The sequence below is a fragment of the Brevibacterium sp. W7.2 genome (assembly GCF_018137945.1).
Taxonomy (GTDB): domain Bacteria; phylum Actinomycetota; class Actinomycetes; order Actinomycetales; family Brevibacteriaceae; genus Brevibacterium; species Brevibacterium sanguinis.
The window spans coordinates 1-25,558 of the sequence record NZ_CP073089.1; the positions used below are offsets into that span (position 1 = coordinate 1).

Consider the following 25,558-nt stretch of genomic DNA (forward strand, 5'->3'; position numbering starts at 1 on the left):
GTTCACAGCGGTCCACGTGCTCGACGGCCTTCGTCCCCAGGGTTATCCCCATTGTGATCGGATTGTCCCCAGACTTATCCACAGGTGTGCATAGCGTCTTCTATAGGCGGTGCTGTTGTTTGATGCGGTTTGTGAGTTCGGTGACCTGGGTGTAGACGGCCCGTCGCTCGGCCATCTGCGTTCGAATCTTCTTGTTCGCATGCATGACCGTCGTGTGGTCGCGGCCGCCGAAGGCCTGGCCGATCTTCGGCAGCGACAGATCCGTGAGCTCCCGGCACAGGTACATCGCGATCTGCCGCGCCGTCGTCAGCGTCCGGGAGCGCGAGGTGCCGCAGAGGTCGTCGAGGGTGAGGCTGAAGTAGGCGGCCGTCTGGCCCATGATGTCGGCAGCGGTGATCGCCGGGGTGTCGTCCTGGGTGATGAAGTCCTTGAGCACCGTTTCGGCGAGCGAGACGTCGACCTGCTGATCATTGAGGTTGGCGAAGGCGGTGACGCGGATGAGGGCGCCCTCGAGTTCGCGGATGTTCGACGAGACCCGGGAGGCGATGTACTCGAGCACCTCGTCGGGGACGTCGAGCTGCTCGCCGGCGGCCTTGCGCCGCAGGATCGCGAAGCGGGTCTCCATGTCCGGGGGCTGGACGTCGGTGAGCAGGCCCCATTCGAAGCGAGAGCGCAGCCGCTCCTCGAAGCCCTTGAGCATCTTCGGCGGCTGGTCGGAGGTGATGACGACCTGCTTGGCCTCGTTGTGCAGGGCGTTGAAGGTGTGGAAGAACTCCTCGACGGTGGCGTCCTTGCCCTGGAGGAACTGGATGTCGTCGATCATGAGGATGTCGACCTCGCGGTACCGCCGCTGGAAGGCGGGACGGAGCGCGTTCGACGTCCGTGATGAGCCGATCGTGTTGATGAAGTCGTTGACGAACTCTTCGCTCGACACGTACTTGACGCGGATCTCGGGGAAGAGCTGCGTCGCGTAGAACCCGATCGCGTGGAGGAGATGGGTCTTGCCGAGTCCCGAGTCCCCGTAGATGAAGAGCGGGTTGTACGCCTTCGCCGGTGCCTCGGCGACGGCGAAGGCGGCGGCGTGGGCGAAGCGGTTCGAGGCGCCGATGACGAAGGTGTCGAACGTGTACTTCGGGTTGAGCTGGGCGACGCCGGGAACGTCGACGGGCGGAGCCGGGGCAGCGGTCGCCTCGGCGATCTCCGCTTCCCGCATCCCCGTCACGCCCGGCGCCGCCTCGGGGAGAGGGGCCGCGGTCTCCGGGCGGGGGGTGGCGGTCTCGGGTCGGTCCGCCGGGGTCGGGGCGGGCTCGGCCACCGGAGTCTCCACCGGGGCCGGGGCGGAGTGCTCGTGAGCAGGAGCCGTGGCGGTCTGGCCGGCGGGTGCCGAGGCGGTCGTCGATCCCTGGCCGGCCGGCGTCGTGCCGGTGGTCGGCGCGGAGGCGACGTAGTCGGTCTCGTCGATGAGCTCCTCGAAGCGGATCGGGACGTCGAGTTCGGGATCGACGACGAACCCGAAGGTCACGTCGAAGCCGATGACCCGAGAGAATTCCCTGGTCAGAGGTTCTCGGAGGCGGGTCTCGATGGTGCGTCGGGAATGCTCGTCGCGGACGGCGAGGAGGACGAGGGCATTGTCGACGATCGCCTTGGGCAGCGCGAGGTAGAGGAAGCTCTTCTGATGCTTCGTGAGGTCGGCGTCCTGATCCAGGTTGGAGACCACCGTTCGCCATTGGCTGATGAGCTCGTTCTTGGAATTCGACACCGTCGATCCTCTCTGTTGTCGTTCGCGGTCGTCCCACAGTCCACACCTGTGCATGACTTCCACACAGTTTTCCACAGTTTGTGGAGGACTGACGAGTCGACCGGGCAATCCTCCACACGGGTGGATAAGCGTGTGGAAAACTACATGATTGTGACTTGTGGAAGACGGCAGTCGACGCGGAGATGAACGTGAGTGAATGGGCCGAGACGGTGACGTGAAACATGATCGGCCGGTTTGACCGGCCTCTCCGGCCTTGGCTAAGATGGAGTGTCCTGTGTACCGGGCTGCATCCGATTCTGTTCTAGCTCTTATGCACAGGAGTGCTCGGCGGTCGAGACTCGCACCGCCGTTTTTTGTGAGAACGCGTCAGGCGTTCACCCGCAACCCAGAAATCGGAGACCTCAAGTGAGCAAGCGTACTTTCCAGCCGAACAACCGCAAGCGTGCCAAGAAGCACGGCTTCCGCCTGCGCATGCGGACCCGTGCCGGTCGCGCCATCCTGGCTTCGCGTCGTCGCAAGGGACGTTCCGAAGTCTCGGCCTGACCTTTGATCCCGGATGCGCACCGGCTCCGGCGCGGCGAGGACTTCAGACGAGTCTTCAGAGCCGGCGTTCGGGTGCGCTCGGACCACCTCATGGCGCACAGCCTGTCAGAGGCAGATGATTCCCACGCCCCGCGCGTGGGTTTCATCGTATCCAAGGCCGTCGGCAACGCGGTCAAGCGCAACAAGGTGAAGCGCCGGCTGCGGGAGATCATGCACCCGAGGCTGGCGGAGATGGAGACCGGCAGCCTGTTCGTCATCCGAGCACTGCCCAATGCCACCGAGGCGGCCTTCGCCGACCTCGAGACCGAAGTGGGCGTGCTCATCGAGAAGGCCCGGAAGAAGCAGCAGAATCGTGGACGCCGAACACGACCTCAGACATGAGTCGGAGGTGCCGCGCCGCCCGGCCGGATTCTGGCCGGGGGTGTGGTGGTTCCTGCGCATCGCGCCCCGGATGCCCTTCGTCTGGTTCATCCGGGCGTATCGGATCGTCGTCTCCCCGCTCTACGGACAAGTCTGCCGGTACTATCCGAGCTGCTCGATGTACGGGCTCGAGGCCTTCGAGATACACGGAGTTCTCAAGGGAATGGTGTTAACTGGATGGCGGATACTGCGGTGCAATCCGTTCTCCCACGGCGGGGTCGATCACGTTCCCGGCTCCGCTCGCGAAGCTCGGTCTGCGGCGATGAGGACCACCGGCTCCGGACACGGGCAGGAGCGCTCGTGATCGCCCGTCCCGCGCGGGACGCACCGGTCCGCGCCCATGTCGCGACCGACTGACAACAATGGCACAATGAACGACGCGCACGAGTCGTTGTAACGAGGAGAACTGAATGGACTGGATCGACAGCTTGCTCTACCCCCTGCAGTGGGTAGTGGCATGGATCCTCGCGATCTTCCACGACATCTTCACCGCACTCGGACTCCCCGCCGCGAACGGCTGGACGTGGGTCCTCTCGATCGCCGGCCTCACCGTCGTCATCCGTGCTCTCCTCATTCCGCTCTTCGTCTACCAGATCCGCGCCCAGCGCAAGATGCAGCTCCTCCAGCCCGAGATCCAGCGGCTGCAGGCGAAGTACAAGGGCAAGAAGGACCAGTACTCCCGCCAGGCCATGGCCGAAGAGCAGATGAGCCTCTTCCGCGACAACAAGACGAGCCCGTGGGCGTCGTGTCTGCCGCTGCTCGTGCAGATGCCGATCTTCTTCTCGCTCTTCCGCGTCATCCACAACATGCAGGCCGTGGCCGAAGGCCGCATCGACGCGATCGGCGGTCTCACCCAGGAGCTCGCACAGCAGGCCGAGGAGTCCTCCGTCTTCGGCGTCTCGCTGTCGGCGACCTTCATGGATCCGGGCATCACCGTCAAGGTGCTCACCGCGGTCCTCATCATCATCATGGCTGCGACGATGTTCATCACGCAGAAGCAGATGATGGCGAAGAACATGTCGGAGGCCGCGATGGCCAACCCGATGATGCAGTCGCAGAAGATGCTCCTCTACATCATGCCGGTGGTCTTCGGCATCGGCGGCATCTACTTCCCGCTCGGTGTGCTCTTCTACTGGCTCGTGTCGAACACGTGGACGATGGTCCAGCAGCACATGGTCATCAGGAACATGCCCGCACCGGGGTCGAAGGCGGAGAAGGAGATGCTCGAGCGCAAGGCGCGCAAGGGCAAGACCGTTCCGCAGGCAGAGGTCAAAGGCGCCGCTGTCCCTGCCGAGGAGGCTCCGAAGTCGTCCGGGCAGCGTCAGCAGCCTGTGAGTAAGAACCGCAAGAAGAACAAGAAGCGCTGAGGTAGGACATGTCAGAAGAAGTCATCGACGACAAGGCTGCGAAGCCCACCCGTGCCGAGCTCCTCGAGGAAGAGGGCGAGATCGCGGCGGATTATCTCGAAGAGCTCATGGACATCGCCGACATCGACGGTGACATCGACATCGATGTCGCCGACGGGCGTGCGCAGCTGTCCATCGTGTGCGAGGACGAGGACGACTCGAACCTGCGCACTCTCGTGGGTCGCGACGGCAAGACGCTCGGCGCTCTGCAGGAGCTCTGCCGACTCGCTGTGCAGACGAGCACGGGTCAGCGTTCATGGCTCATGCTCGACATCGACGGCTACCGGTCGAACCGCCGTGATGAGCTCATCGACAAGGCCGAGGCCGCGATCGAACAGGTCAAGGAGTCCGGCGAGGAGTTCGCGTTCAAGGCGATGAACAGCTTCGAGCGCAAGATCATCCACGACCAGGTCGCCAAGGCCGGTCTGGTGTCGGAATCCGAAGGCGAAGGCGAGGGCCGCCACGTCGTCGTCCGCCCCGCAGATGACTGATCTCTCCGCGCTCGAGGTTCCCCCGGCGGGAACCGAGGAGTACTTCGGTGAGGCGTTCCCGCTGGCCCAGCGCTACGCGGAGCATCTGGCGACCACGGGCATCGAGTGGGGTCTCATCGGACCGCGGGAGATCGACCGACTGTGGACGCGGCACATCCTCAACTGTGCGGTCGTCGCTGAATTCGTGTCCTCCGACGACGTCGTCGGGGATGTGGGCAGCGGAGCCGGACTGCCCGGGATTCCGATCGCGCTCATGCGCCCGGAGGCGAAGGTCGTGCTCATCGAGCCCATGGAGCGCCGAGTCGAGTGGCTGAAGATGGTCGTCGACGATCTCGGTCTGAGCAACGTCCGGATCGTCAGGGCCCGAGTCGAGGACCTCGTCGACGAGGAGATGTTCAGCGTCGTCACTGCGCGGGCCGTCAAGGCGATGACGACACTCGTCGAGTGGACGCACGACGTCATCGGGCCCGAGGGCCGGATCCTCGCGCTTAAGGGTGAGTCGGTCGAGGGTGAGCTCGTCAAAGCGAAGAAGCTGCTCAAGCGCTACCGCTTCGGGCAGCCGACGATCCACGTCGTGGACGGCGGAATCCTCGAGGTTCCCAGTCGTGTCGTGGAAATAGCGAAGAAATAGAACGAACCAAATGTGGTCTAGGCTGTCAGTAGCTTTGTGAACCCGATGGATGATGGAGTGCGCCGAATGCCGATCATGGACGAGTCGTCTCCGATAGGTGCCGCGATCGCTCGCGACAATCGTCGTGCCGACCGCCTTGCGCAGGTCAGTTTTCCCAAGCCGGATTCCACTCGCATCTTCACGATCGCCAATCAGAAGGGCGGTGTGGGGAAGACGACGACGGCGGTGAATATCGCCGGAGCGCTCGCGAAGCAGAACCTCAACGTCCTCGTCATCGACATCGATCCGCAGGGCAACGCGAGCACGGCGCTCGGCATCGATCACTACTCCGATGTCACGAGCATCTACGATGTGCTCATCGATGATGTGCCGATGCGCGACGCCGTCGCGCAGGCGCCGGACTTCGACACTCTCGTCTGTGTGCCGGCGACGATCGATCTCGCCGGCGCGGAGATCGAACTCGTGTCCCTCGTCGCCCGTGAGCAGCGTCTGCAGCGTTCGCTCGGTCTCTACCTCGAGGAGCGGGCGGCTGCCGGTGATCGGGTCGACTACGTCATCATCGACTGCCCGCCGAGCCTCGGACTGCTCACCGTCAATGCCTTCGTCTCGGCCCGTGAGGTTCTCATCCCCATCCAGTGCGAGTACTACGCGCTCGAGGGGCTGAGCCAGCTGCTCAAGAACATCCAGCTCATCCAGAAGCATCTCAATCCGCAGCTGTCGGTCTCGACGATCCTGTTGACGATGTACGACGGTCGCACGAACCTCAGCGCCCAGGTGGCCGAGGATGTGCGGACCCACTTCCCGGAGCAGGTGCTCGGCACGGCGATTCCGCGGTCTGTGCGGATCTCTGAGGCACCGAGCTACGGTCAGACTGTCATCACCTATGATCCCCATTCCAGCGGCGCTCTGTCCTACCTGGAAGCTGCTGAAGAGATCGCGAACCGAGGAGTGGAACGTGGCTGAACGCAAGAAGCGCGGGTTGGGACGGGGTCTCGGCGCGCTCATCCCCGACGCTGCGACGAGTGATCGTCCCGTCGATGTCTTCTTCTCCGGCGGCAGTGCCGAGGAGCAGTCGCGCGGTTCAGCCCCGGCCGAGGACTCGAAGTCGACCCGGACCCGGCGGACCGACCCTGCGGCGTCGATGCAGTCGTCACGTCGTCGCAAGCCGAAGGCGGACGCCACGGAGACCTCTTCCGCGGGTGGATCCCGGAAGGGCGGCACCAAGGCGTCTGCGGCCACAACGAGCGCGGCGAAGGGCGCTGCGAAAGCTGGGACTGCGGCCGAATCGGGCACGGGCGCCACGGTCGGCACCTCTGCGAAATCAGGTGCAGCGAAGTCGGCGTCGAAGTCGAGCGGTGCGAAGACGGGCGGAGCGAAGACCGAGTCGACGGCGAAGTCCTCTTCGGCCAAGTCGTCGACCCGAAAGGCGTCGACAGCGAAATCATCGGGCGCCAAGACCGGCACTGCGAAGACTGCCACTCCGAAGACCGCGACCAGCAAGGTGCCGGCGTCCGCGGACAAGCGGACCGCGGTCAAGCCTGCTCCTGTCTCCGACTCCGCAAACGATGAATCGGCTGTAGTCGACGAGCAGACGACTGTACCGTCGGTCGCGCCTGACGATGTTGCCGGTTCGAGCGCGAGTTCTGCGTCGGTTGAGAGCTCTGCGTCCATCGGCGATTCTCGGTCGATCGACGACGTTGAGACGGCTGATGATGTCCGTGAGCAGCACCCCGGGGTCTACACCTCGAAGGGCGGTTCGCTCGACGATGACGACGCCGATGTGGACGCCACCGAACCGGTGGATGAGACCATTGACCAGAGTGAGAAGCAGGTCGAAGCCACTGACACTACTGAAGTAGTGAACTCCACGGGTGGCTCCTCGAACGACGGCCCCGAGTTCGACGACGGACCCGGTATGGATTCGATCCCCGACACCGCGTTCGGCGAGATCGAGGTTGAACTCATCGACCCGAACCCTCGTCAGCCGAGGACGGTCTTCGATGAGGATCAACTCGCTGAACTCGTTCACAGCATCCGTGAGATCGGCGTTCTCCAGCCGGTTGTCGTCCGACGCAAGCCGGGCGCTGACGAGCGTTACGAGCTCATCATGGGTGAGCGTCGCCTGCGAGCGACGAAGGAAGCCGGCCTCGCCACGATTCCCGCGATCGTCCGTTTCGTCGATGACACCGATCTGCTCCGTGATGCCCTGCTTGAGAACCTCCATCGCGCTGAACTCAATCCGCTTGAAGAGGCTGCAGCTTATGGACAGCTGCTCGAGGACTTCAACTGCACCCAGGAGGAGCTGTCGGAGCGTATCGGTCGGTCGCGTCCGCAGATCTCCAACACCCTGCGTCTGCTTCGTCTGCCCCCGCTCGTTCAGCGTCGCGTGGCGGCCGGCGTGATCTCCGCCGGCCACGCTCGGGCGATTCTCGGGCTCAAGGATCCCGAGCAGATGGAAGTCCTCGCGCAGCGCATCGTCGCAGAGGGACTGTCCGTTCGGGCGTCCGAGGAAGCCGTCGTCCTCCTCAATCGTGGGGACTCCGTGAATGTTTCACGTGCAACGTCACGAGTCGCGCCTGAGTTCATCGAGGTCGCCGAACGACTCGGCGACCGTCTCGACACGAAGGTCAACATCACGGTCGGCAAGCGCAAGGGCAAGCTGAGCGTCGAGTTCGCCAACCAGGAGGATCTCGATCGAATCCTGTCGCTGCTTGGCGTGAAGTCCACCGAGTAGTCGCCCGTTCTCTTCTCCGCTGACCTTCTCGTTGCCCCCTCCGCTGGTTGTGGGCATGCGATCGTGCATCCGCCCTGTTGTGAACGAGTCACATCAGTCGGAGCACCCAGAGCTGACTGAGTTGAGCTGATTTCCCCGTGTGGATAGGCGAATCCTTCGCAAGCTGGACGGTTTGAATGGCGCCATTCCCGCTGGTTTCACGTGAAACATCAGCAAGCAGAGGTCGATTGGCCCGCTAGCTGTACTGCCCAGGCAGGTTGGTTGAATTCTTGCGACGACACGATCTGAATTGATGGTATGACGAAGGCCCCCTGATGTGGAGTGGAGCTGTCTAAGAAACCGCTTCACAAACAGGAGGCCTTCGTGTCCCACGCTAATGCAGCATTGACCCCAAAAGCACGTCTGAAGATTGCCCGTCTCATCGTCGACGAGGGCTGGAGTGTCTCCACCGCGGCGAAGCAGTACATGGTCTCCTGGCCCACGGCCAAACGATGGGCGGACCGTTACCGCGCCCACGGTGAGGACGGCATGGCCGACAAGCCCAGCCGGCCACGCTCGAGCCCGAACCGCACCCCGCAGGCCATGGTGAAGAAGATCGTGGCCTTGCGCTGGCGCAAGCGCATGGGCCCGGTCCAGATCGCCTTCCACCTGGGCCTGGCCGCCTCGACGGTGCATGCGGTGCTGGTGCGGTGCCGGATCAACCGGCTGCGCTACATCGACAGGATCACCGGCGAGCCGATCCGCCGCTATGAACACTCGTATCCCGGGGCGATGATCCACGTGGACGTCACCAAGTTCGGCAATGTCCCCGATGGCGGCGGACATCGGTTCCTGGGCCGGCAGGCCGGGGAACAGAACTCACGGGCGACGGCGAACCGCACCGGCCAGCGCACTTCCAGCGGGCATCCGAGGCTGGGTACCGCGTTCGTGCACACCGTGATCGATGACCACTCAAGGATCGCCTACGCGGAGATCCACAACGACGAGAAGGCCCTCACGGCCATCGCCGTGCTCGAGCGGGCCGTGGCCTGGTTCGCGGCCCGGGACGTGGAGGTGGAGCGCGTTTTGAGCGATAACGGCTCCGCCTATCGCTCGCACGCCTGGCGTGATGCCTGCACCGACCTGGGCATCAAGCACAAGCGGACCCGGCCCTACCGGCCCCAGACCAACGGCATAATCGAGCGCTTCCACCGGACCTTGAACGACGGATGGGCCTACGCCAGGCTCTATGGCAGCGAGACCGCGCGCCGCGAGGCCCTACCGGCATGGATCCATGAGTACAATCATCATCGGCCCCACACCGCCATCGGGAACCAGCCACCCATCAGCCGCTTAACCAACGTCGCTGGGCAGTACAGCTAGCGGGGCCTTGGTGCGATTCGTGAGTGAAACGATACTGTTCAATCAATGAGTTCGTGTTCGGTTGCCGTCAGTTCGGGGTTGAAGTCGTCGTCGGGTATATCCAGAAGCTCTCCTTCGCCCGTTCGTCGAATGTGTCTGAACCGTTGCTGGTACGACGTCCCCAGACGATTCCGTTCGTCGTGGCTGCGGTCTGCAGGCTCGGTGGAATGGCTGAACTCCATGGAACGGCTGATCTCCGTGGGTGATCGGCCCTTATTTGATGGGTTTCACGTGAAACGGAACGGCACCCGGCTTCTCGGCAGGTGTCTTTGCCGCACCCGGGGGACAGTCACCTCTATCGCGCCTTCTGAGTACCGCGTCCCCGTTGCACCCGTTGTTCAGCGGCCGCGCTGCCGGACAGTTCAGATAGCGTCAGGCCAACAATCGTTAGGTGAACGGTTGTGCAGTCTGCGATTCGACGGTGCTCCAGCATCATTTCCCCGTGACAGCGCCGTTTCGTTGTCGCTGCCGTCGCGTGATTCGCCAAGTTGCATGACCGTTGAAGGAATGGACAACTAGGGCTCCCCGCAATGCCGATCACAGATCGCTCGCAGAACGACTATCGGCTGGCCCCTACGCAAGCACAGACCGGCTCGAGCCAAGTTCGGCGCGGCGCCGTCTCTTGTCCATTCGCAGACCGGCCAATCGCACTTCAGGGGATGAGTATGTTTCACGCGAAACCAGGAAATTCTGGAACTTTCGCACGGTAGTTAGCGACGGACACCTACTGTTGCGATGACGTGCGTTCTGAGAATGACCATCCGGTGAGAATTCGTTGGAACGAAATGCCTGTGGTTTCATGTGAAACACCATCATCAGATTCAGCCAATCGGTGCTGAGAATCGTAGTCGGAGCGTCAGATTTGACCTCGCCCTGCAGCCACAATCTGGTCCGCGAGGATGGTTTCACATGAAACGGACGCGGTGGCGTTGGGATTCTCGTGATTCTAACGTGGAGGTTCGTGGTTCGTCGTGGTTACAGCCAGCCACACGCTGGCTGCTAAGTACGGTTTCACGTGAAACGGACGCGGTGGCGTAGGGATTCTCGTAGTTCCCACCTGCAAGCTCGTCGTTCGTCGTGGTTTTACAAGCTACGAGCCGGTTGGCGGGTATTGTTTCACGTGAAACAGACGTTTTAGCGAAACGATTAGATTACCCTCAACCGGCACAGCTGCGGTTCGTCGTGGTCCGTATAGCGTAGACAGTGGTTGAGCATGTGCTTCTGTCTGATGTCCCGGGGCTGCCCTCCTCCTGTGCCCCCCTCGCGATCGTCCATAATGGTTGGGTTCTGTTCACTTCCTGGGGTTCGTGGCTATGTGGACGAATCAGATGGCGCGTCTGTGTCTTCGTGTTGCCGAGCGTCTGGAGCAGAATCGATCGTAGCGCTTGATCTGCTATCTCCGACAGCACTGGATCGATGAAGTCGAATCCGGGAGAGAGATGCCAGGGTGCGCCTGATTCACAGAATATTACCCCGCAGTTCGATAGAGCTCGGCGTTTCACGTGAAACAGGGCCACTCGGAGACCATTATTGCCGACGCAGCCGAGTCCCGTGTGAGGCATTGCCAGCATGGTTGAGAATGCGTAGGTGTTTCACGTGAAACGGCCTGCCCGGTCCTTCAAGGTTCAAGATGCAGTGTTGCAGGCGCTGTTGTCGACAGTCGTACTAGCCTCCCCAAAGGACCGTAGAGCATGACCTTCTGCCTCGCGTCGTCGCAGAATGGTCGATAGTGCATTGCGGATACAGCTATTCGGGGCGCTTGTCCGTCTGTTTAGCTGCCGGGCGTCAAATCTTCTTGCCTTCCCTCTGCATCGGGTGTTTCACGTGGAACACAGACGTGGGTGGTTCACGTGGAACGGTGAGTCGGTTGTTTCACGTGGAACGGATCGGGCGTTTGCTACCGTGACTACAGTGGATCGGCGCCTGAACTATCAAACTTCTCCGCGCCGCCTCATGAAGGCTCGGTCATTGCATCGTATTGAGGTTTCGGCCTTTCTGTAAAACGCGTAGGCCGTCGTCGCCGAGGCGAATTCATCCGTCAGTCGCCTGAAACTGGGCACTTTGCATGGTGGCCGCGGCGCTGGAAAAGCGTTCAATAGCGAGCCGATTCAAGTCGCGTCTCTCAATCTCGGAAGTCCCCGCCCGAAGGCGTCTCGACATGTTCCGAGTGAAGCGGTCGGTGTGTTTCACGGGGAACGGCTTTTCCGCGAATGAGTGACGGGCGAGCGTGCTAGTTCCCTTCTGCTAACCGCGCAATCGAGGGTTCGTCATTGTTTCACGTGAAACCTCAGCCAACGTCGTTATGCCGGTCCATCGCAGCGATCGCCGTACAGTCATTGGTGTCAGCGCTGGACGGTTGTGTATCCGCACTCAGTGGACGACCTCGTCGGCGAGCGGACCGTAAACCGTAAGGACTGAGCGCAGTATGTTTCGCGGCCGGTTTGGCAATTGGATAACTTGGGTCCGTCCCACGAGAATTCCAACTCAAAAGGCCGGTCGGTCTGATGAAGATCCTCGCCGGTCCTAACTTTTTCTGGCGAAGAATCGATGAGAGCTCTCAGGACCCGTCTCGGTAGCGGTTGTGCCAGCGAGTGAATGCATGCGCCAGCGTGTGTACGCATCGGCGTCGGCCGTAGGCTTTGATTGAGTGTGCGCCTCGGCGTCAGCCGTAGGCTTTGATCTCGGCGAGACTGAGCGTGCCGGTTGCCGGGTCGGCATCCTCTTTCACGTAAAGGCGCTGCAATGCCGCCGCGATGCCGTCGGCGATGGCGTCGCGCACCGCGGGGTCCTCGAGGTTGCGGCGATCGTCGGCGTTGGTGAGGTACCCCGTGACGACATGGACTTTGGGTGTCCGGAGTCGCTTGAGTGACGACCACGTGCGTCCGTGCGAGCGGCAGTCGAGCATACCCGTGCGCGCGGTGATCTCGCTCTGGATGAGAGAGGCCAGTCGCTTCCCGACAGGCGAGTTGAGATCCGGGTGCTCCTCATGCCCGAAGTAGAACGTCGCCAGACCGTTCGCCCCGGGCGAGCGGCTGACGTCGGCGGTGACGGTGATGACCGCTGAGGCACCGAGCTGATCTGCGGCGTTGATCTCTGCCGCGTCGCCGTCGAGCACGATGGCTCCGGCCCCGACCGCTTCGAGACGGCCGGCCAAACGTCCGGCTACATCTGTAGTGACATCGCGTTCGAGCTTCTTCTGCCACTCGTTCATCGGCAGCGTGACGAAATCGGTGGTCGTGGTGGCCGCTTCGATGACGAAGGTCCGACCGGCCAACGAGGTCCCGGATGCTGCGACGCGTGCCGTCTCCTCGAGCGCGTAGAGGTTCCCCGTCGTGTGCTTGCGGTCGACGGCGTCGAGTCCACGGAGAGTCTGCGGGCCGGCGATGCCGTCGACCTTCGCTCCCAGACCCATCTGCAGCTCCTTGACGGCCGCCTCGGTGGCAGCGCCGTACTCGGCGTCGATTCGGCCGGCATAGAAACCGAGACCCGAGAGACTGCGCTGGAGGGTGAGCACATCATCGCCTGTGAGGACCTTGACGGGGTCGAAACGGAGTACACGGTCACCGAGCTGGAAACGGGCACGATCAAGCTCTGTGAACGTCTCAGAGCCGAGCACACCGTCGCAGAGGATCCCCCGGGTCTGCTGGAACTGCCGAACGGCGAGTTCGAACGGCCGATCGAAGTCCTCGCCGCGGGGATCTCCGACATTGAGACCCAGACGCGCCATCTGCGATTTGATCGCCGGCAGGACCTCTGAAGCGTCTCCGCTTCTGAACTGCGGTCGTTCCTGGTGATTCAATGTCGTGCCAATCTGCTGTGCTGAGGATGTGAAACTGCGGGGATGTACGCCGAAGGCGCCTGTTGATATTACAACAGGCGCCTTGGAACTTGATCAGATGAAGTCTTTGAGCTCGTCTTCGAGGGCAGGCTTCGGGCGGGCGCCGATGATGGTCTTCGCGACCTCACCGTCCTTGAAGACGTAGAGAGCGGGAATCGAGGTGATTCCGTACTTGCTCGCGGTCTCGAGGTTCTCGTCGGTGTTGACCTTGACGACGGTGAGCTTGTCAGCGTTCTCGTCGGCGATCTGATCAACGATGGGGCTGACCATGCGGCAGGGCCCGCACCAGGGTGCCCAGAAGTCGACAAGCACGGGCTTGTCCGACTTGAGGACGGTGTCTTCGAATGTAGCGTCAGTGACGTCGGTCGACATGATCTCCCTTTCTGCTGGTGAGTGTCATAAGCGGCAACAGCGTGCACGCGGGTTTCATTCCCCGAGGCCGCGGCCCGCTGGACCGAGGATTCTCGGATCCTCAGGGAATTCGGTCCCTTAGGGATTTCCGTCCTTCAGGCAAGTCGGCTCCTCAGGGAAACCGGCTCAGGCGTTCATCACCTCGACGGCGGCCTCGTGGTCACCCTCGGCCTCGAGGACATCGGAGGCGTCGAGATCCGCGAGATAGTTCTCCGCGTCGAGGGCCGCGGCGCAGCCGGACCCGGCAGCGGTGATCGCCTGACGGTAGACGGAGTCGATGACGTCGCCGGCGGCGAAGACGCCTTCGACAGCGGTCTTCGACGAGCGGCCCTCGACCTCGAGGTAGCCATCGGGACGCAGCGGCAGCTGCTCGGCGAACAGGCTCGTGCGCGGATCCGAGCCGATCGCGACGAACAGACCGGTCACCGGCAGCTCGGAGGTCTCTCCCGTCTCCGTGTTGCGCACGGTGATCCCGGTCAGCGCGTCCTCGCCGTGGATCGCCTCGACCTCGGTGTCGAGCATGTACTCGAGCTTCTCGTCGGCCTTCGCCCGATCCTGCATCGCCTGGGACGCACGCAGCTCCTGACGGCGGTGGATGAGCGTGACCTTCGAGGCGAAGCGGGTGAGGAACGTCGCCTCTTCCAACGCCGAGTCGCCGCCGCCGACGACGGCGATGTGCTGGTCACGGAAGAAGAAGCCGTCGCAGGTCGCGCACCAGCTCACACCGTGGCCCGACAGCTTCTTCTCGTTCGGCAGCCCCAGCTCGCGGTAGGCCGATCCCGTGGCGAGGATGACGGCCTTCGCGGTGTAGCGGGACCCGAGAGCGGTCTCGATCTGATGGGCACCGGGGTGCAGCTTGAGCGTCTCGACATCGTCGTAGACGACCTGCGCCCCGAACCGCTCCGCCTGCTCGCGCATGTTCTCCATGAGCTCGGGGCCCTGGATGCCGGCCGGGAAGCCGGGGTAGTTCTCGACGTCCGTGGTGTTCATGAGCTCGCCGCCGGCCGTCACCGAGCCCGCGATGACCACAGGAGACAGGTTGGCCCTGGCGGCGTAGATCGCGGCCGTGTACCCGGCCGGTCCCGACCCGATGATCACGAGTTGAGTGTCAGTCATGTGCGTTCCCTGTCCCTGTTGTGTGTTCTGTCATGTCGCGCCGCAGCGGCGCTGATTGGGTGCTCTCTAGGTAACCGAGCATACTCGGTGACTATTCCTCGCCGAGGCGGTCGATCGGTGCTGACCGCCCGACGGGGTTCGGTTGTCCTCCGACGGAGTGGCTAGGCGATGTCGACGGTGCTGATGACGGCCCGGTATCCGCCGTCGTCGCGGGGCAGCTCGGTGACCCAGAGGATGAGGCTGTCGGTGTCGACGCCCTCATCGAGGGTGACGGTGACGCCGCCCTTCGCATCGTCGAACTCCCCTTCGCCGACCTTCTTCGCCGACTCGGGGTCTGCGCCGCTGAGGATCTCGAACGCTCCGCCCGACGTCGACGAGACGACGGTGACCTCACTGACGGGTGCCGTCTTCTCGAACTCGAAGAGCAGGCCGACGCCGTCCTTGAGGTTGCCGAACTCCGCCGAGTTGTACCGGTCGGTGCGCCACGACCCCTTCTCGCCCTTGATGACGTCCTTGGCCTGATCGTCGTTCTCCGTGTCATCGCCCTGCGGGTCGAGCGCCGTGACCTTGTCGATCACCGGGGGCTCAGCCTGAGGCTCCTCCGTGGGCTGCTCTTCGGCCGGCTGACTCGGAGCCGTCGAGGCGGGTGTGGCGGTCGGCTCGTCCCCGCCCGAGTTGAGGTTGACGACGATGATGCCGATGATGACGGCGGCGATGACGAGGAGACCGAGGACGAGCAGTGCGAAGGGCTTGCGGGTGCGCGTCTTCGCCGCCTGCGGATCCTCATCAGCGGCGACCGCCCGGGAGCTCGCCGCGGCGCCTCCGCCGTTGCCGCCCCGCCCCCCGGCCGCACGTGACTGTGCGCCCGTGCCTCCGGGTGGCTGGGCACCGGCGCCGCCGGCACCTGCAGCGGCAGCACCTGCACCGGCCACTCCGGCACCCGCAGCCGCTCCGGCGACGGCAGTGCGACTGTTCGAAGGTGAACCGCCCGCGCCGGAGGCTCCCGCACCTGCGGCCGCTGCGGCACCCGAACCGCCGCCGGACCCGGAGCCGCCGCCGCCCGAGCCGGAACCGGCCCCGAGGCCGGCTGCCGTGGGGCGCTCGTCGACGGTCTCCGGCGAGAGCCGGCGCATCTGCTTCGGCGGAGTCGCGGCATTGGCCTCCTCCTGGCGGGCCGCCGAGGACGCCTCGAGCGCTGCCAGACGCCGGCGAGCCTCTTCCTCCTTGGCCTTCGAGATCCGGCGCTCACGCTCGTATTCGCGCAGCTGATGCTCGCGCTGCTGCTCCGAGGTCTCGAACATCCCCCCGAGGAACCACGAGCCGTCGTCCTCGTCGTCGATGATGACGCGGGTGTCGTTCTCGTCCTCCTCCTCGTCGATCGCGACGATGTCGAGGGCCTGAGTGTCCGGTTCGGGCTCGTCGCGGTTGAGGATCGGCGAGGTGAGGTTCTCGTCGTACTCGTGGGCCGAGTAGCCCGAGTACTCCGAGTAGGTCTGCTCCGGCTGCCACTCGTCCCAGTCCTTCGCGGCATTGTCGATCTGCTCGGCCCCGATCGGGAAGCTCGATGCCTTCCGCATCTGCATCCGATCGGCGTATCGTCCGGTGGTGCGACCGGAGACTCCGGCAGCGAGTCCCCTCGTCCCCGGCCGGGTGATGCCGATGCGCACGAGCGCGGCCTTGACCTGGTCCTCGCTCGCCGGTGTCGTCGCTCCGCCGATCGTCGGGGTCCCCGCCGTCGGCAGGCTCGTGGCCTCCTCGAAGCTCGCCGGTGAGGCGTCGAAGAGCTTGTCGTTCTCGGCCGCCGGGGTGCGGTTGACGTAGCGGAGCAGCTCGGCGTCCCACTCGTCGATGAAGCCGAGCACCTCGGCGACGGATCCCGGACCGGGGTCCTGCCCGGTGAGCACGCCGCTGATGAAGTCGTCGAGCTCTGCGGGCACCTCGGGGTTGAGCGCTTTCGCACGGGCGATCCGCGAGTTCTCCCGCGGTGCCGCGGGCACTCCGCTCATGCCCTCCTCGGCGGGCCAGTAGCCGGTCACCGCCGCATAGAAGAGCCGGATGAGGTCGAGGGCGTCCTGCCGGGAGGCCTTCGTCGGCGTGTAGTCGTCCGGGTCGATGACCCCGGTGCCCAGCGCCAGGGCCGCGTCGATGCCGATGCCGGAGACGAGGATGCCGCCCGACGAGGTGATCCCGACGACGCTCGGCCGGAGGAACATGTGGAAGAGTCCCCGCCGCGCCGAGGTGACGAGAACCGTGCCGATCTCCCCGATGAGCGCCTTCGCCGCGTCGACGGGCAACGGGGTCTTCGGCAGGATCTGTCCGAGCGCGGTGACGGCGATGCGCTGGGAGACGACGTAGTCGAGGCCGTTCGAATGCCCGACGTCGAGGGTCGGGGCGATGCGGGGGTCGCCGAGGATCGAGACGCGCTGGGCGGCTTCGAGGACGTCGGAGGAGGCCTCGGCGTCGGCGACGTGGATGAGGACGGGTTCATCGAGGATCGCATCGAGAGCCGTGCACACCGTGCCGACAGCGGGCTTGTCCTCGAGCCAGGGGCGGTCGACCGTTGATACGACATAGCGACCGGCTACGACCATGCCGGGTTCGATATCGATCAGGGGGATCACCTCCGGGGGCGGGGATTGGGCAGGCTATCTCTTCAGTTTTCCAGCTGCGAGCCCAATAATCGAATGCAACTCTCTGACACGGAGCAGAAAACAGGCGCCGATGTAGACAAGGAGCATGACCGATCCGACGACAGCCGTGGTGACGAAGGCCTGCCATCGGCCGGCCAGGGCGAAGTCGGGGAAGAGCAGGAGCATTCCGAATCCGGCGAGGCCGGCCGCGAGCGCCGCGATGAGGAACTTCACATGCGCCTTCGCGATCGCTCTGATGTCGATGTCGCCGAGGCGGCGGCGCAGGATCGCGAACGAGAGGATCATCGCGAACAGGTACCCGAGGCTCATGACGAGGCCGATGATCGCCACCGTCACGGACTTCGGGAAGATCGACGCCGAGAGCACCGCAAGGGACTGGAAGATGATCTGGGGCAGCTGGATGAAGAACGGGGTGCGCGCGTCCTCGTAGGCGTAGAAGACGCGCTGGGCGAGATAGTTCGCACTGAACGGGATGAGTCCGAAGACCATCGTGATGATGACGAGTCCGACCGCCGTCGCCTGTTCCCGGCCGGAGCCGGCGATGATCATCGCCACGGGCGAGGCGAGGACGACGAGGGCGGCGACGGCGAAGGAGTTGATGAGCCCGACGGTGCGCACGCCCATTGAGAAGTCCGACTTCACCGCTGCCGTGTCGTGGTCGGCGGCGTTCCTGCTCAGCGACGTGAAGAGGGCGGTGGCCAGGGAGACCGCGATGAGCGAGTGCGGAAGCATGAAGACGAGGTAGGCATTGGTGTACGCCGCGTTCGACGCGTTCCCTTCCCCCGGCACCGAGGCGCCGGCGGCGACCCGGGAGATGATGAGGAATCCGAGCTGTCCGACGAGCATCGCCGCGAACGTCCAGAACGCGACCTTGCCGGCGGTGCCGAGGCCGACTCCGCGGAATCCGAAGGTCGGCCGGTATGAGAACCCGATGCGCTTGAGCGGCCAGATGAGGATGAGCGCCTGCGCCGCGACGCCGAGCGTTGCCGACCCGCCGAGGAGGGCGATCTTGTCCGGCGTCCACGTGTCGAGGGTGTGCGGGGAGGCGGTGTTCGTGCCGAAGACGACGATGAAGATGAGCAGGCCGATGATCGCGACGACGTTGTTGAGCACCGGGGCCCACATGTAGGGACCGAACGACGACTTCGAGTTGAGCACCTGGCCGAGCAGCGTGTAGAGCCCGTAGAAGAAGACCTGCGGCAGACACCAGTAGGCGAAGGCCGTGGCCAGTGCCAGCTGTTCGGGGCTCCATCCCGAGGAGTAGAGCCACACGAGGATCGGCGCGGCGAGCGTCGCGATGACGGTGACGATCGTCAGCAGGAGGAACGAGAGGGTGAGGAGGCGGTTCGTGTAGTCCTGGCCGCCGTCGTCGCGCTTGGCCGCACGGACGAGCTGCGGGACGAGGACGGCGTTGACGACACCGCCGGCGAGCAGCATGTAGAGCGTGTTCGGGACCTTGTTCGCGACGTCGAAGGCGTCGGCCTGCACTGCGGTGATGCCGATCGCGGTCGCGAGCAGGGAGGCCTTGACGAGGCCGAGGATCCGCGAGGTCAGGGTGCCTGCCGTCATGATCGCCGACGAGCGGGCGAGCGAGGAGAATGACGCCACTTACTGTCCCTTCCTCTCGGGGTTGTCGTTCTTCGCCCGGGCGACCGCTGCGGCCAGCTGCTGCTCCGGGATCTTCCTGCGTCCGCGGCGCACGGACTTGACCAAGCCGATCACGAACACCGCCGCGAGCGCCAATCCGACGACCGCGGTGCCGATGTTCTCCCAGTCCGCGCGCACCCGCACGAGCAGGGAGGTGCTCTGCGGGAGGACGACCCCGGATTCGGAGATCATCTCGATGCGCGTGGGCACGTCGGCATTGGCGAGCCCCTCGACGGGCACGTCGACGCGCATCGTCTCCGCCGGGGGCACGACGACGGTCTCCGTCGTCTGCGCCCGCAGCTGCGGAGTCTGCGGTTTCATCGAGAGCTTGAGCGTCGCCTCGGCGCCGGAGTCGTTGACGATCGTCACGGGGATCGTCGTCTTCTCCCCGGTGACGAGGAGCACCGACGATCCCTTCTCGAGGTAGAGGCTGTCGAGCTGGGCCTGGCTCGTCTGCTGCGCCTGGTCGAGGCACGTCGCGGAGTCCCCGCCGAGCGTCCACGCCACCGAGGTGCAGCCGAGCAGCGCACGATCGGTGCGGCGATTCGCGGCGTCAGGATCGGTGAAGACGCTGTTGAACTGCGTCTGCCGGGCACGGATGTCGGCGAGCCCTTCGAGCGTGCTCGTGGCGATCCGCTCGGGATCCTGCGCCTTCTGGAGCAGTCCGCGCGGCTCGATGTCGCTGCTGAGCAGGCTGTCGAGGTTGGCGGCGTCGACCCACGGGGAGCCGGCGACCGTGGAGACGACCTGCTCCCACTGCGCCGAGGCGGTCGTCCGCGGCAACGGGACGAGGAGGTGGCGGGACCGGTTGGGGGCCTCGGACTGGATCGCCGCGGTCGTCGCGACGAGCTCGCTCATCGCCGCGGCCGGCCGGTCGGCGGCGATGACGTCGGCACTGGCGGCAGTGAGAGCGGAGTCGCTGATGAGCGTTTCGACCATCGCGCTGCCGTCGGAGTTCGTCCGCGTCTGCGAGTGCGCGCTCTCCCGGATGCCCGACAGCGGCGGCTGCTGGACGTCGTCGAGGATGATCGTCTTGTTGCCGGCCGCCGAGAGCGCGGCGAGATCGGCGCGGGTCGCCGTCCCGGCGATCGGCCATCCGATGTCGGTCCGCGCCTTCGGCAGGACGTCCTTGACGAGCCGCTTCTCCTCCTGCGCGAACCGGCCGAGGTCGTCGAGCTCCCTGCCGGCCAGCGAGGCCTGATCGGGATCGCCGAAGGGCAGCGCGATGACGGTGTGGGAGCCGGCGGTTGCGAGGAAGTCCCGGTACCACGTGTCGAGCCGCTGTCGACGCTCTTCTGCCGCCCTCTCCTCTTCCGGGCTCTGCGCGCCCGGATCGTCCTCGGGCGGCGCGGTGCCGGCGTCCGTCGCCGGAGCCGAGGGCTCCTCGGTGGCAGCGGGGTCTCCGTCGTCGCCGGGCGGCGGCGGTTCGGCGACGGCAGCCTCGAACGAGGCGATGATCCGCGGGTCGAGGGCGATCGCGACGCCGGGGGTCTGGAGGACTCCGTTGACCGCGGTGAGCGGGCCGTCGGCGGCGATGGCCCGATCGAGCTCCTCGGCGCTGATGAGTCCGTCGCCGGTGTAGCCGGGCAGCGTCACCGGGGCGAGGAAGCTGATCCGGGTCTGATCGAACTTCGGATCCGGGTACCACGTCGTGAATGCGACGCCGGTCGCCAGCGCCCCCGAGGTGTCGCTGAGCTGGACGCTGAGACCGCGCGGGCCCCACGAGGTGTTCGGCGAGGACCGGGGCAGGCCGAGCTGGTCGGCGGGCACGGTCATCGTGAATTCGCCGGTGGCGCCCGGGCTGAGCCGGTCGGCGAACGTCGCATCGACGGCGGTGACCGGGTCGCTGTCGGCGGAGCTGCGGTTCCGCGCATCGGGTCCGTTGTCGTCGAGATCGGCGATGACCCGGTGCATCGACGGGTCGGTCTTCCACGCCTCGATGCGGTATTCGGCGTCGAGGTTGCGCGTCGACATGCCCAACCGCAGAGTGGGGTCGGAGATCGCGGCATCCGTCGAGTTCGTCACCGTCCCGCGGACCGTGAGCGTGCCGCTGCCGTTGAGCCAGGGGGTCACCTCGGTGAGGGCGATCGAGACGCCGGTTCCCGATTCCCCGCCGTCGGTGTCACCGCCGTCGGCGGCCCCGCTGCCGCTCGAGCGCGTCGGTGAGGCGGTGCCCGACTGGCTCGCCGAGGCGGTCAGCGGGTAGGCGAAGACCGACCCTGCCAGCAGCAGGGTCGCACTCAGCAGCGCGAAGAGAAAGCGCGTGATCACAGGTCCTCTGACTTCATCCGGCGGTCCACCGGGACACCGCTCTCACAGCTCCCACCTGCGCACCATGGGACGAGCAGCGGCGACGATGCGGCGCTCGTTGGCGAACGACAGCTTCGATCGCAGGTCGTCGAACGGCACCCAGGCGGCGTCGACGGCCTCCTGATCGGGATCGTTGTCGACGGTGAGCGTGCCCGACCTTGCGCGCAGGAGGAAATGGTGGACGAGCTTGTGGATCCGGATGCCGGTGACGGTGAACCAGTAGTCGACGGTGCCGAGCGGGCAGATGACCTGGCCGGAGATCCCGGTCTCCTCCTCGACCTCACGGCGGGCCGCCTCGGCGGCGGTCTCCGCTCCCTCGAGATGGCCCTTGGGCAGGCACCATTCGAGTCTGCCCGCCCGATTGAGCCGGGCGATGACGGCCACACTGAGATCATCGCTGGCGAAGTCGACGACGATGCCCCCGGCGGAAGTCTCCTCGACCGTCGTGCGGCGGGATGCCCGGGGTCCAGGTTTGGGCATCGGTGTGGTCATTCTCCTACCTTAATGGTCGATTCTTGGAAGTTTCGTCCGACGCGCTCCCGGTAGGCTGGAGGTTGCCTCCGGCAGGGAACCTGACGATCGAGAAGAAGGAGTTCGGTGGATCCGCAGAGCGCGCACGTCCGGCTGTACGACAGGCTCGACGACCTCGATGACATCCTCGAGCCCCTCGGCCGCCGCTTCGCTGACGCCGGCTTCGAACTCGCCCTCGTCGGCGGGTCCGTGCGTGACGCACTTCTCGGTCGGCCGATGCCCGATCTCGACTTCACCACCGACGCCCGGCCCGACGACATCCTCGCCCTCATCTCCGACTGGGCCGACGCCCACTGGGACATCGGTCGCGACTTCGGCACGATCGGAGCGATGAAGTCCGGCGTCCAGATCGAGATCACCACCTACCGAGCCGAGGCGTACGAGCCCGAATCGCGCAAACCCGTCGTCCGGTTCGGCGACAGCCTCGACGACGACCTCGTCCGCCGCGACTTCACGATCGGGGCGATGGCCGTCCGCCTGCCCGAGAAGACCTTCGTCGACCCCCACCAGGGCTTCGACGACCTCCTCGCCGGGCGCATCCGCACCCCCGGGGCGGCCGAGGACTCGTTCTCCGACGACCCGCTGCGGATGATGCGGGCGGCCCGGTTCACCTCCCAGCTCGGCCTCGACCCGGACCCCGAGGTCGAAGCGGCGATGGAGGCGATGGCGGGACGGATCGCGATCATCTCCGCCGAGCGCATCCAGGTCGAACTCGTCAAGCTCATCACCGGCACGGACCCGGCCGCCGGCATCGATCTCCTCGTGCGCACCGGGCTCGCCGACCATGTGCTCCCCGAGGTCTCCGGCCTGCGGCTCGAGACCGACGAGCACCACCGGCACAAGGACGTCTACCAGCACAGCCTCACCGTGCTCCGGCAGGCCGTCGACCTCGAAGCAGAGTACGCGGCGCGGCAGCGACGCGCGGACATGAGCGCCGACGACCCGCAGCACCTGCCCGAACCCGACTTCGTCGTCCGGTTCGCCGCGCTCATGCACGATGTCGGCAAACCCGCGACGCGCAACTTCGTCAACGGCGGGGCCGTGACCTTCTACCATCACGATGTCGTCGGCGCGAAGCTCACCGCGAAGCGGATGAAGGCCCTGCGCTTCGACAAGGACACGACGAAGGCCGTGGCCCGCCTCGTCGAACTCCACCTGCGCTTCTACGGCTACGGCGACGCCGGCTGGACCGATGCCGCGGTGCGCCGCTACGTCACCGATGCCGGGTCCCTGCTCACCCGCCTCCACATCCTCACCCGCGCCGACGTCACGACGCGGAACCGGAAGAAGGCCGACCGGCTCGCCTTCGCCTACGACGATCTCGAGCACCGGATCTCCGCGCTCGCCGCACAGGAGGAGCTCGCTGCGATCCGCCCCGACCTCGACGGGCGGCAGATCATGGAGATCCTCGGCATCGAACCCTCCCCGCTCGTCGGGAAGGCGTACAAGCACCTCCTCGAGCTGCGTCTCGAGCACGGGCCGTTGGGGACTGAGCGCGCCGAGGCGGAGCTGCGGGCCTGGTGGGCGGAGAACGCTCCCGCGGAATGAGAGCGCAGGTCACCCCACCCCTGCCGGTGTCGCAGCGGGAGGGCACCTGGTAACTTCGGTCTCGAGACCATGTGTCCGTCGTCACAGGCGACGGTGAGCGAGCACGCGAGGAGACCGTGATGACCGTGACCGACGAGTTCCGCAGCGCCAGGGACCGGCTGATCGACCTGCGCACCGACTACGAGGCCGCGCGGGCCGACTTCGCGTGGCCGCAGTTCACGCACTTCAACTTCGGCATCGACTGGTTCGACCAGATCGCCGTCGACAACGACAACCCCGCGCTGTGGATCGTCGAACAGGACGGCACGGAGGGCAAGTGGAGCTTCGCCGAGCTCGCGGCCCGCTCGAACCAGGTGGCGAACTTCCTCCGGCGGGCAGGCGTCAAGCGCGGCGACCACGTCATGGTCATGCTCGGCAATCAGGTCGAGCTCTGGGAGACGATGCTCGCCGGCATCAAGCTCGGCGCCGTGCTCATGCCGACGACCACGCAGCTCGGACCGATCGACCTCGACGACCGGGTCGAGCGCGGGCAGGCGGAGTTCGTCGTCGCCGGCCCCGAGGACGCGGCGAAGTTCGACGACGTCGACGCCGAGGTCATCCGCATCGTCGTCGGCGGCGAGCCGACCAGGCAGCAGGACTACGACTACGCCGACGCCGATGAGGAGAGCACCGAGTTCGACCCGCACGGCCGCTCCCGGGCCGACGACCTGCTCCTCCTCTACTTCACCTCGGGGACGACGTCGAAGGCGAAGATGGTCGCCCACACCCACGTCTCCTACCCCGTCGGCCACCTCTCGACGATGTACTGGATGGGCCTGACCCCCGGCGACGTCCATCTCAACGTCGCCTCGCCCGGCTGGGCCAAGCACGCGTGGTCGAACATCTTCACCCCGTGGATCGCCGAATCGTGCGTGTTCCTCTACAACTACTCCCGCTTCGACGCCAACGCCCTCATGGAGACCATGGACCGGGTGGGCGTGACGAGCTTCTGCGCCCCGCCGACCGTGTGGCGGATGCTCATCCAGGCCGACCTCACCCAGCTGAAGACCCCGCCGACGAAGGCGCTCGGGGCCGGCGAACCCCTCAATCCCGAGGTCATCGACCGGGTGAAGAGCGACTGGGGCGTGCTCATCCGCGACGGCTACGGACAGACCGAGACGACCCTGCAGATCGGCAACTCGCCGGACCAGCCGCTCAAGTCCGGGTCGATGGGCAAGGTCCTGCCCGGGTACGACGTCGTCCTCATCGATCCCGCGACCGGCGAGGAGGGCAGCGAGGGCGAGATCTGCCTGCTCCTCGATCCTCCGCCCCTGGGGCTGACGGCCGGATACTGGAACAATCCGGAGAAGACCGCCGAGGCGTTCGCCGGCGGCGTCTACCACACCGGTGACGTCGCGGAGCGGGACGAGGACGGCTACATCACCTACGTCGGGCGCGCCGACGACGTGTTCAAGGCCAGCGACTACCGGCTCTCCCCGTTCGAACTCGAGAGCGTGCTCATCGAGCACGACGCCGTCGCCGAGGCGGCCGTCGTCCCCTCCCCGGATCCGGTGCGGCTCAACGTGCCGAAGGCCTACGTGGTGCTCACCGGCGGATACGAGGCGAACGCGGAGACCGCGCGGGACATCCTCGCGTACTGCCGCGCCAACCTCGCCCCGTACAAGCGGATCCGCCGCCTCGAGTTCGCCGAGCTGCCCAAGACGATCTCCGGCAAGATCCGCCGCGTCGAGCTGCGGGCACGGGAGGATCAGCTCCACCCCTTCAGCGGCGAACCGGTCGTCGAGGGGACCGAATACGCCGACACGGACTTCGACCTCAAGGGGTGAGCGGATCGCGGATTCGGCGGCACCGGGGACGACCCCATAGGATGGGCACCGAGGTGCCGCTCTGCCTGAATGTGAGGAATCACGCAGTCTGAGTGTTTGCTTTACGCAAACGCAGGTATAACCCCAGGTGAACAGGGGTGCGGTACGCTGTCTGCTCTACCGCAGAGTAGTTGAATGCGCGCGTAATCCCGCATTTTTCACGGTGTTCCAATGAACGCGTGCGAAACTGAAACCCATTTGTGACCCTTTTTCCACCCCCGTCGCGACTCCGCTGCGGCGCACGGAGAAGACCTGG

The 25,558-nt window shown here is 65.3% G+C and carries 19 protein-coding genes; 11 read left to right on the top strand and 8 right to left on the bottom strand.

The genetic code is table 11. The features are described from left to right. Window positions 1-100: 100 nt before the first annotated feature. A complete protein-coding gene (gene dnaA / locus J9315_RS00005) occupies window positions 101-1,759 on the bottom strand; it encodes a chromosomal replication initiator protein DnaA (protein ID WP_198500089.1) in 1,659 nt (552 codons plus the stop codon). Between the two features lie 405 nt (window positions 1,760-2,164). Here dnaA and rpmH point away from each other — a divergent pair, with 405 nt between their 5' ends. The 9 genes from rpmH to J9315_RS00050 all read left to right on the top strand — a co-directional run bounded on the left by rpmH (window position 2,165) and on the right by J9315_RS00050 (window position 9,346). After that, window positions 2,165-2,302: a 50S ribosomal protein L34 gene (gene rpmH / locus J9315_RS00010; protein WP_009376895.1), complete on the top strand. Its 138-nt coding sequence runs from the start codon at window positions 2,165-2,167 to the stop codon at window positions 2,300-2,302. Window positions 2,303-2,305: 3 nt separating this feature from the next. Next, window positions 2,306-2,683, top strand: a complete 378-nt coding sequence (gene rnpA, locus J9315_RS00015; protein WP_198500088.1) for a ribonuclease P protein component — start codon at window positions 2,306-2,308, stop codon at window positions 2,681-2,683. Next, entirely contained in the window at window positions 2,655-3,026 is a 372-nt protein-coding gene (yidD, locus tag J9315_RS00020; protein WP_332839536.1) for a membrane protein insertion efficiency factor YidD, read from the top strand. Before rnpA ends, yidD begins: the two co-directional genes overlap by 29 nt. A gap of 106 nt (window positions 3,027-3,132) precedes the next feature. Further along, window positions 3,133-4,089: a membrane protein insertase YidC gene (gene yidC, locus J9315_RS00025; protein WP_198500087.1), complete on the top strand. Its 957-nt coding sequence runs from the start codon at window positions 3,133-3,135 to the stop codon at window positions 4,087-4,089. 8 nt (window positions 4,090-4,097) lie between these two features. Continuing rightward, on the top strand, window positions 4,098-4,619 hold the full coding sequence (locus J9315_RS00030) for a R3H domain-containing nucleic acid-binding protein (protein ID WP_198500086.1): 522 nt from the start codon (window positions 4,098-4,100) through the stop codon (window positions 4,617-4,619). Continuing rightward, entirely contained in the window at window positions 4,612-5,250 is a 639-nt protein-coding gene (gene rsmG, locus J9315_RS00035; protein ID WP_198500085.1) for a 16S rRNA (guanine(527)-N(7))-methyltransferase RsmG, read from the top strand. Before J9315_RS00030 ends, rsmG begins: the two co-directional genes overlap by 8 nt. A gap of 66 nt (window positions 5,251-5,316) precedes the next feature. Continuing rightward, entirely contained in the window at window positions 5,317-6,213 is an 897-nt protein-coding gene (locus J9315_RS00040; protein WP_140955427.1) for a ParA family protein, read from the top strand. Next, the gene (locus J9315_RS00045) at window positions 6,206-7,984 is read left to right on the top strand and encodes a ParB/RepB/Spo0J family partition protein (protein ID WP_332839535.1); all 1,779 of its coding nucleotides are present in this window, start codon (window positions 6,206-6,208) and stop codon (window positions 7,982-7,984) included. Before J9315_RS00040 ends, J9315_RS00045 begins: the two co-directional genes overlap by 8 nt. A 363-nt stretch (window positions 7,985-8,347) precedes the next feature. Beyond that, window positions 8,348-9,346 (top strand): IS481 family transposase, encoded by a 999-nt coding sequence (locus tag J9315_RS00050; RefSeq protein WP_211979220.1) that lies wholly within the window; start codon window positions 8,348-8,350, stop codon window positions 9,344-9,346. Window positions 9,347-12,047: 2,701 nt separating this feature from the next. Here J9315_RS00050 and J9315_RS00055 read toward each other — a convergent pair. From J9315_RS00055 to J9315_RS00085, 7 genes are all read right to left on the bottom strand, one after another. Then, a complete protein-coding gene (locus tag J9315_RS00055) occupies window positions 12,048-13,184 on the bottom strand; it encodes a peptidoglycan-binding protein (protein WP_211978519.1) in 1,137 nt (378 codons plus the stop codon). A gap of 93 nt (window positions 13,185-13,277) precedes the next feature. After that, window positions 13,278-13,595: a thioredoxin gene (trxA, locus tag J9315_RS00060; RefSeq protein WP_198500082.1), complete on the bottom strand. Its 318-nt coding sequence runs from the start codon at window positions 13,593-13,595 to the stop codon at window positions 13,278-13,280. Window positions 13,596-13,760: 165 nt separating this feature from the next. After that, window positions 13,761-14,750 (bottom strand): thioredoxin-disulfide reductase, encoded by a 990-nt coding sequence (trxB, locus tag J9315_RS00065; protein WP_211978520.1) that lies wholly within the window; start codon window positions 14,748-14,750, stop codon window positions 13,761-13,763. A 161-nt stretch (window positions 14,751-14,911) separates the two neighbouring features. Further along, window positions 14,912-17,341: a virulence factor MviN gene (locus J9315_RS00070; RefSeq protein ID WP_249120967.1), complete on the bottom strand. Its 2,430-nt coding sequence runs from the start codon at window positions 17,339-17,341 to the stop codon at window positions 14,912-14,914. A gap of 54 nt (window positions 17,342-17,395) precedes the next feature. Next, on the bottom strand, window positions 17,396-19,009 hold the full coding sequence (murJ, locus tag J9315_RS00075) for a murein biosynthesis integral membrane protein MurJ (RefSeq protein WP_211978521.1): 1,614 nt from the start codon (window positions 19,007-19,009) through the stop codon (window positions 17,396-17,398). Then, window positions 19,010-21,319 carry a DUF6049 family protein gene (locus tag J9315_RS00080; RefSeq protein WP_211978522.1) on the bottom strand — a complete coding sequence of 770 codons (2,310 nt, stop codon included), beginning with the start codon at window positions 21,317-21,319 and terminating at the stop codon, window positions 19,010-19,012. A 42-nt stretch (window positions 21,320-21,361) separates the two neighbouring features. Then, complete coding sequence (locus J9315_RS00085; RefSeq protein WP_198500078.1) at window positions 21,362-21,850, bottom strand: NUDIX hydrolase; 489 nt, start codon at window positions 21,848-21,850, stop codon at window positions 21,362-21,364. A gap of 105 nt (window positions 21,851-21,955) precedes the next feature. On the opposite strand from J9315_RS00085, the gene J9315_RS00090 reads away from it, so the two are divergent. Both J9315_RS00090 and J9315_RS00095 read left to right on the top strand, forming a co-directional pair. After that, window positions 21,956-23,437 carry a CCA tRNA nucleotidyltransferase gene (locus tag J9315_RS00090; RefSeq protein ID WP_211978523.1) on the top strand — a complete coding sequence of 494 codons (1,482 nt, stop codon included), beginning with the start codon at window positions 21,956-21,958 and terminating at the stop codon, window positions 23,435-23,437. A 119-nt stretch (window positions 23,438-23,556) separates the two neighbouring features. Then, on the top strand, window positions 23,557-25,263 hold the full coding sequence (locus J9315_RS00095) for an AMP-binding protein (protein WP_282959866.1): 1,707 nt from the start codon (window positions 23,557-23,559) through the stop codon (window positions 25,261-25,263). The last annotated feature ends 295 nt before the right edge of the window (window positions 25,264-25,558 follow it).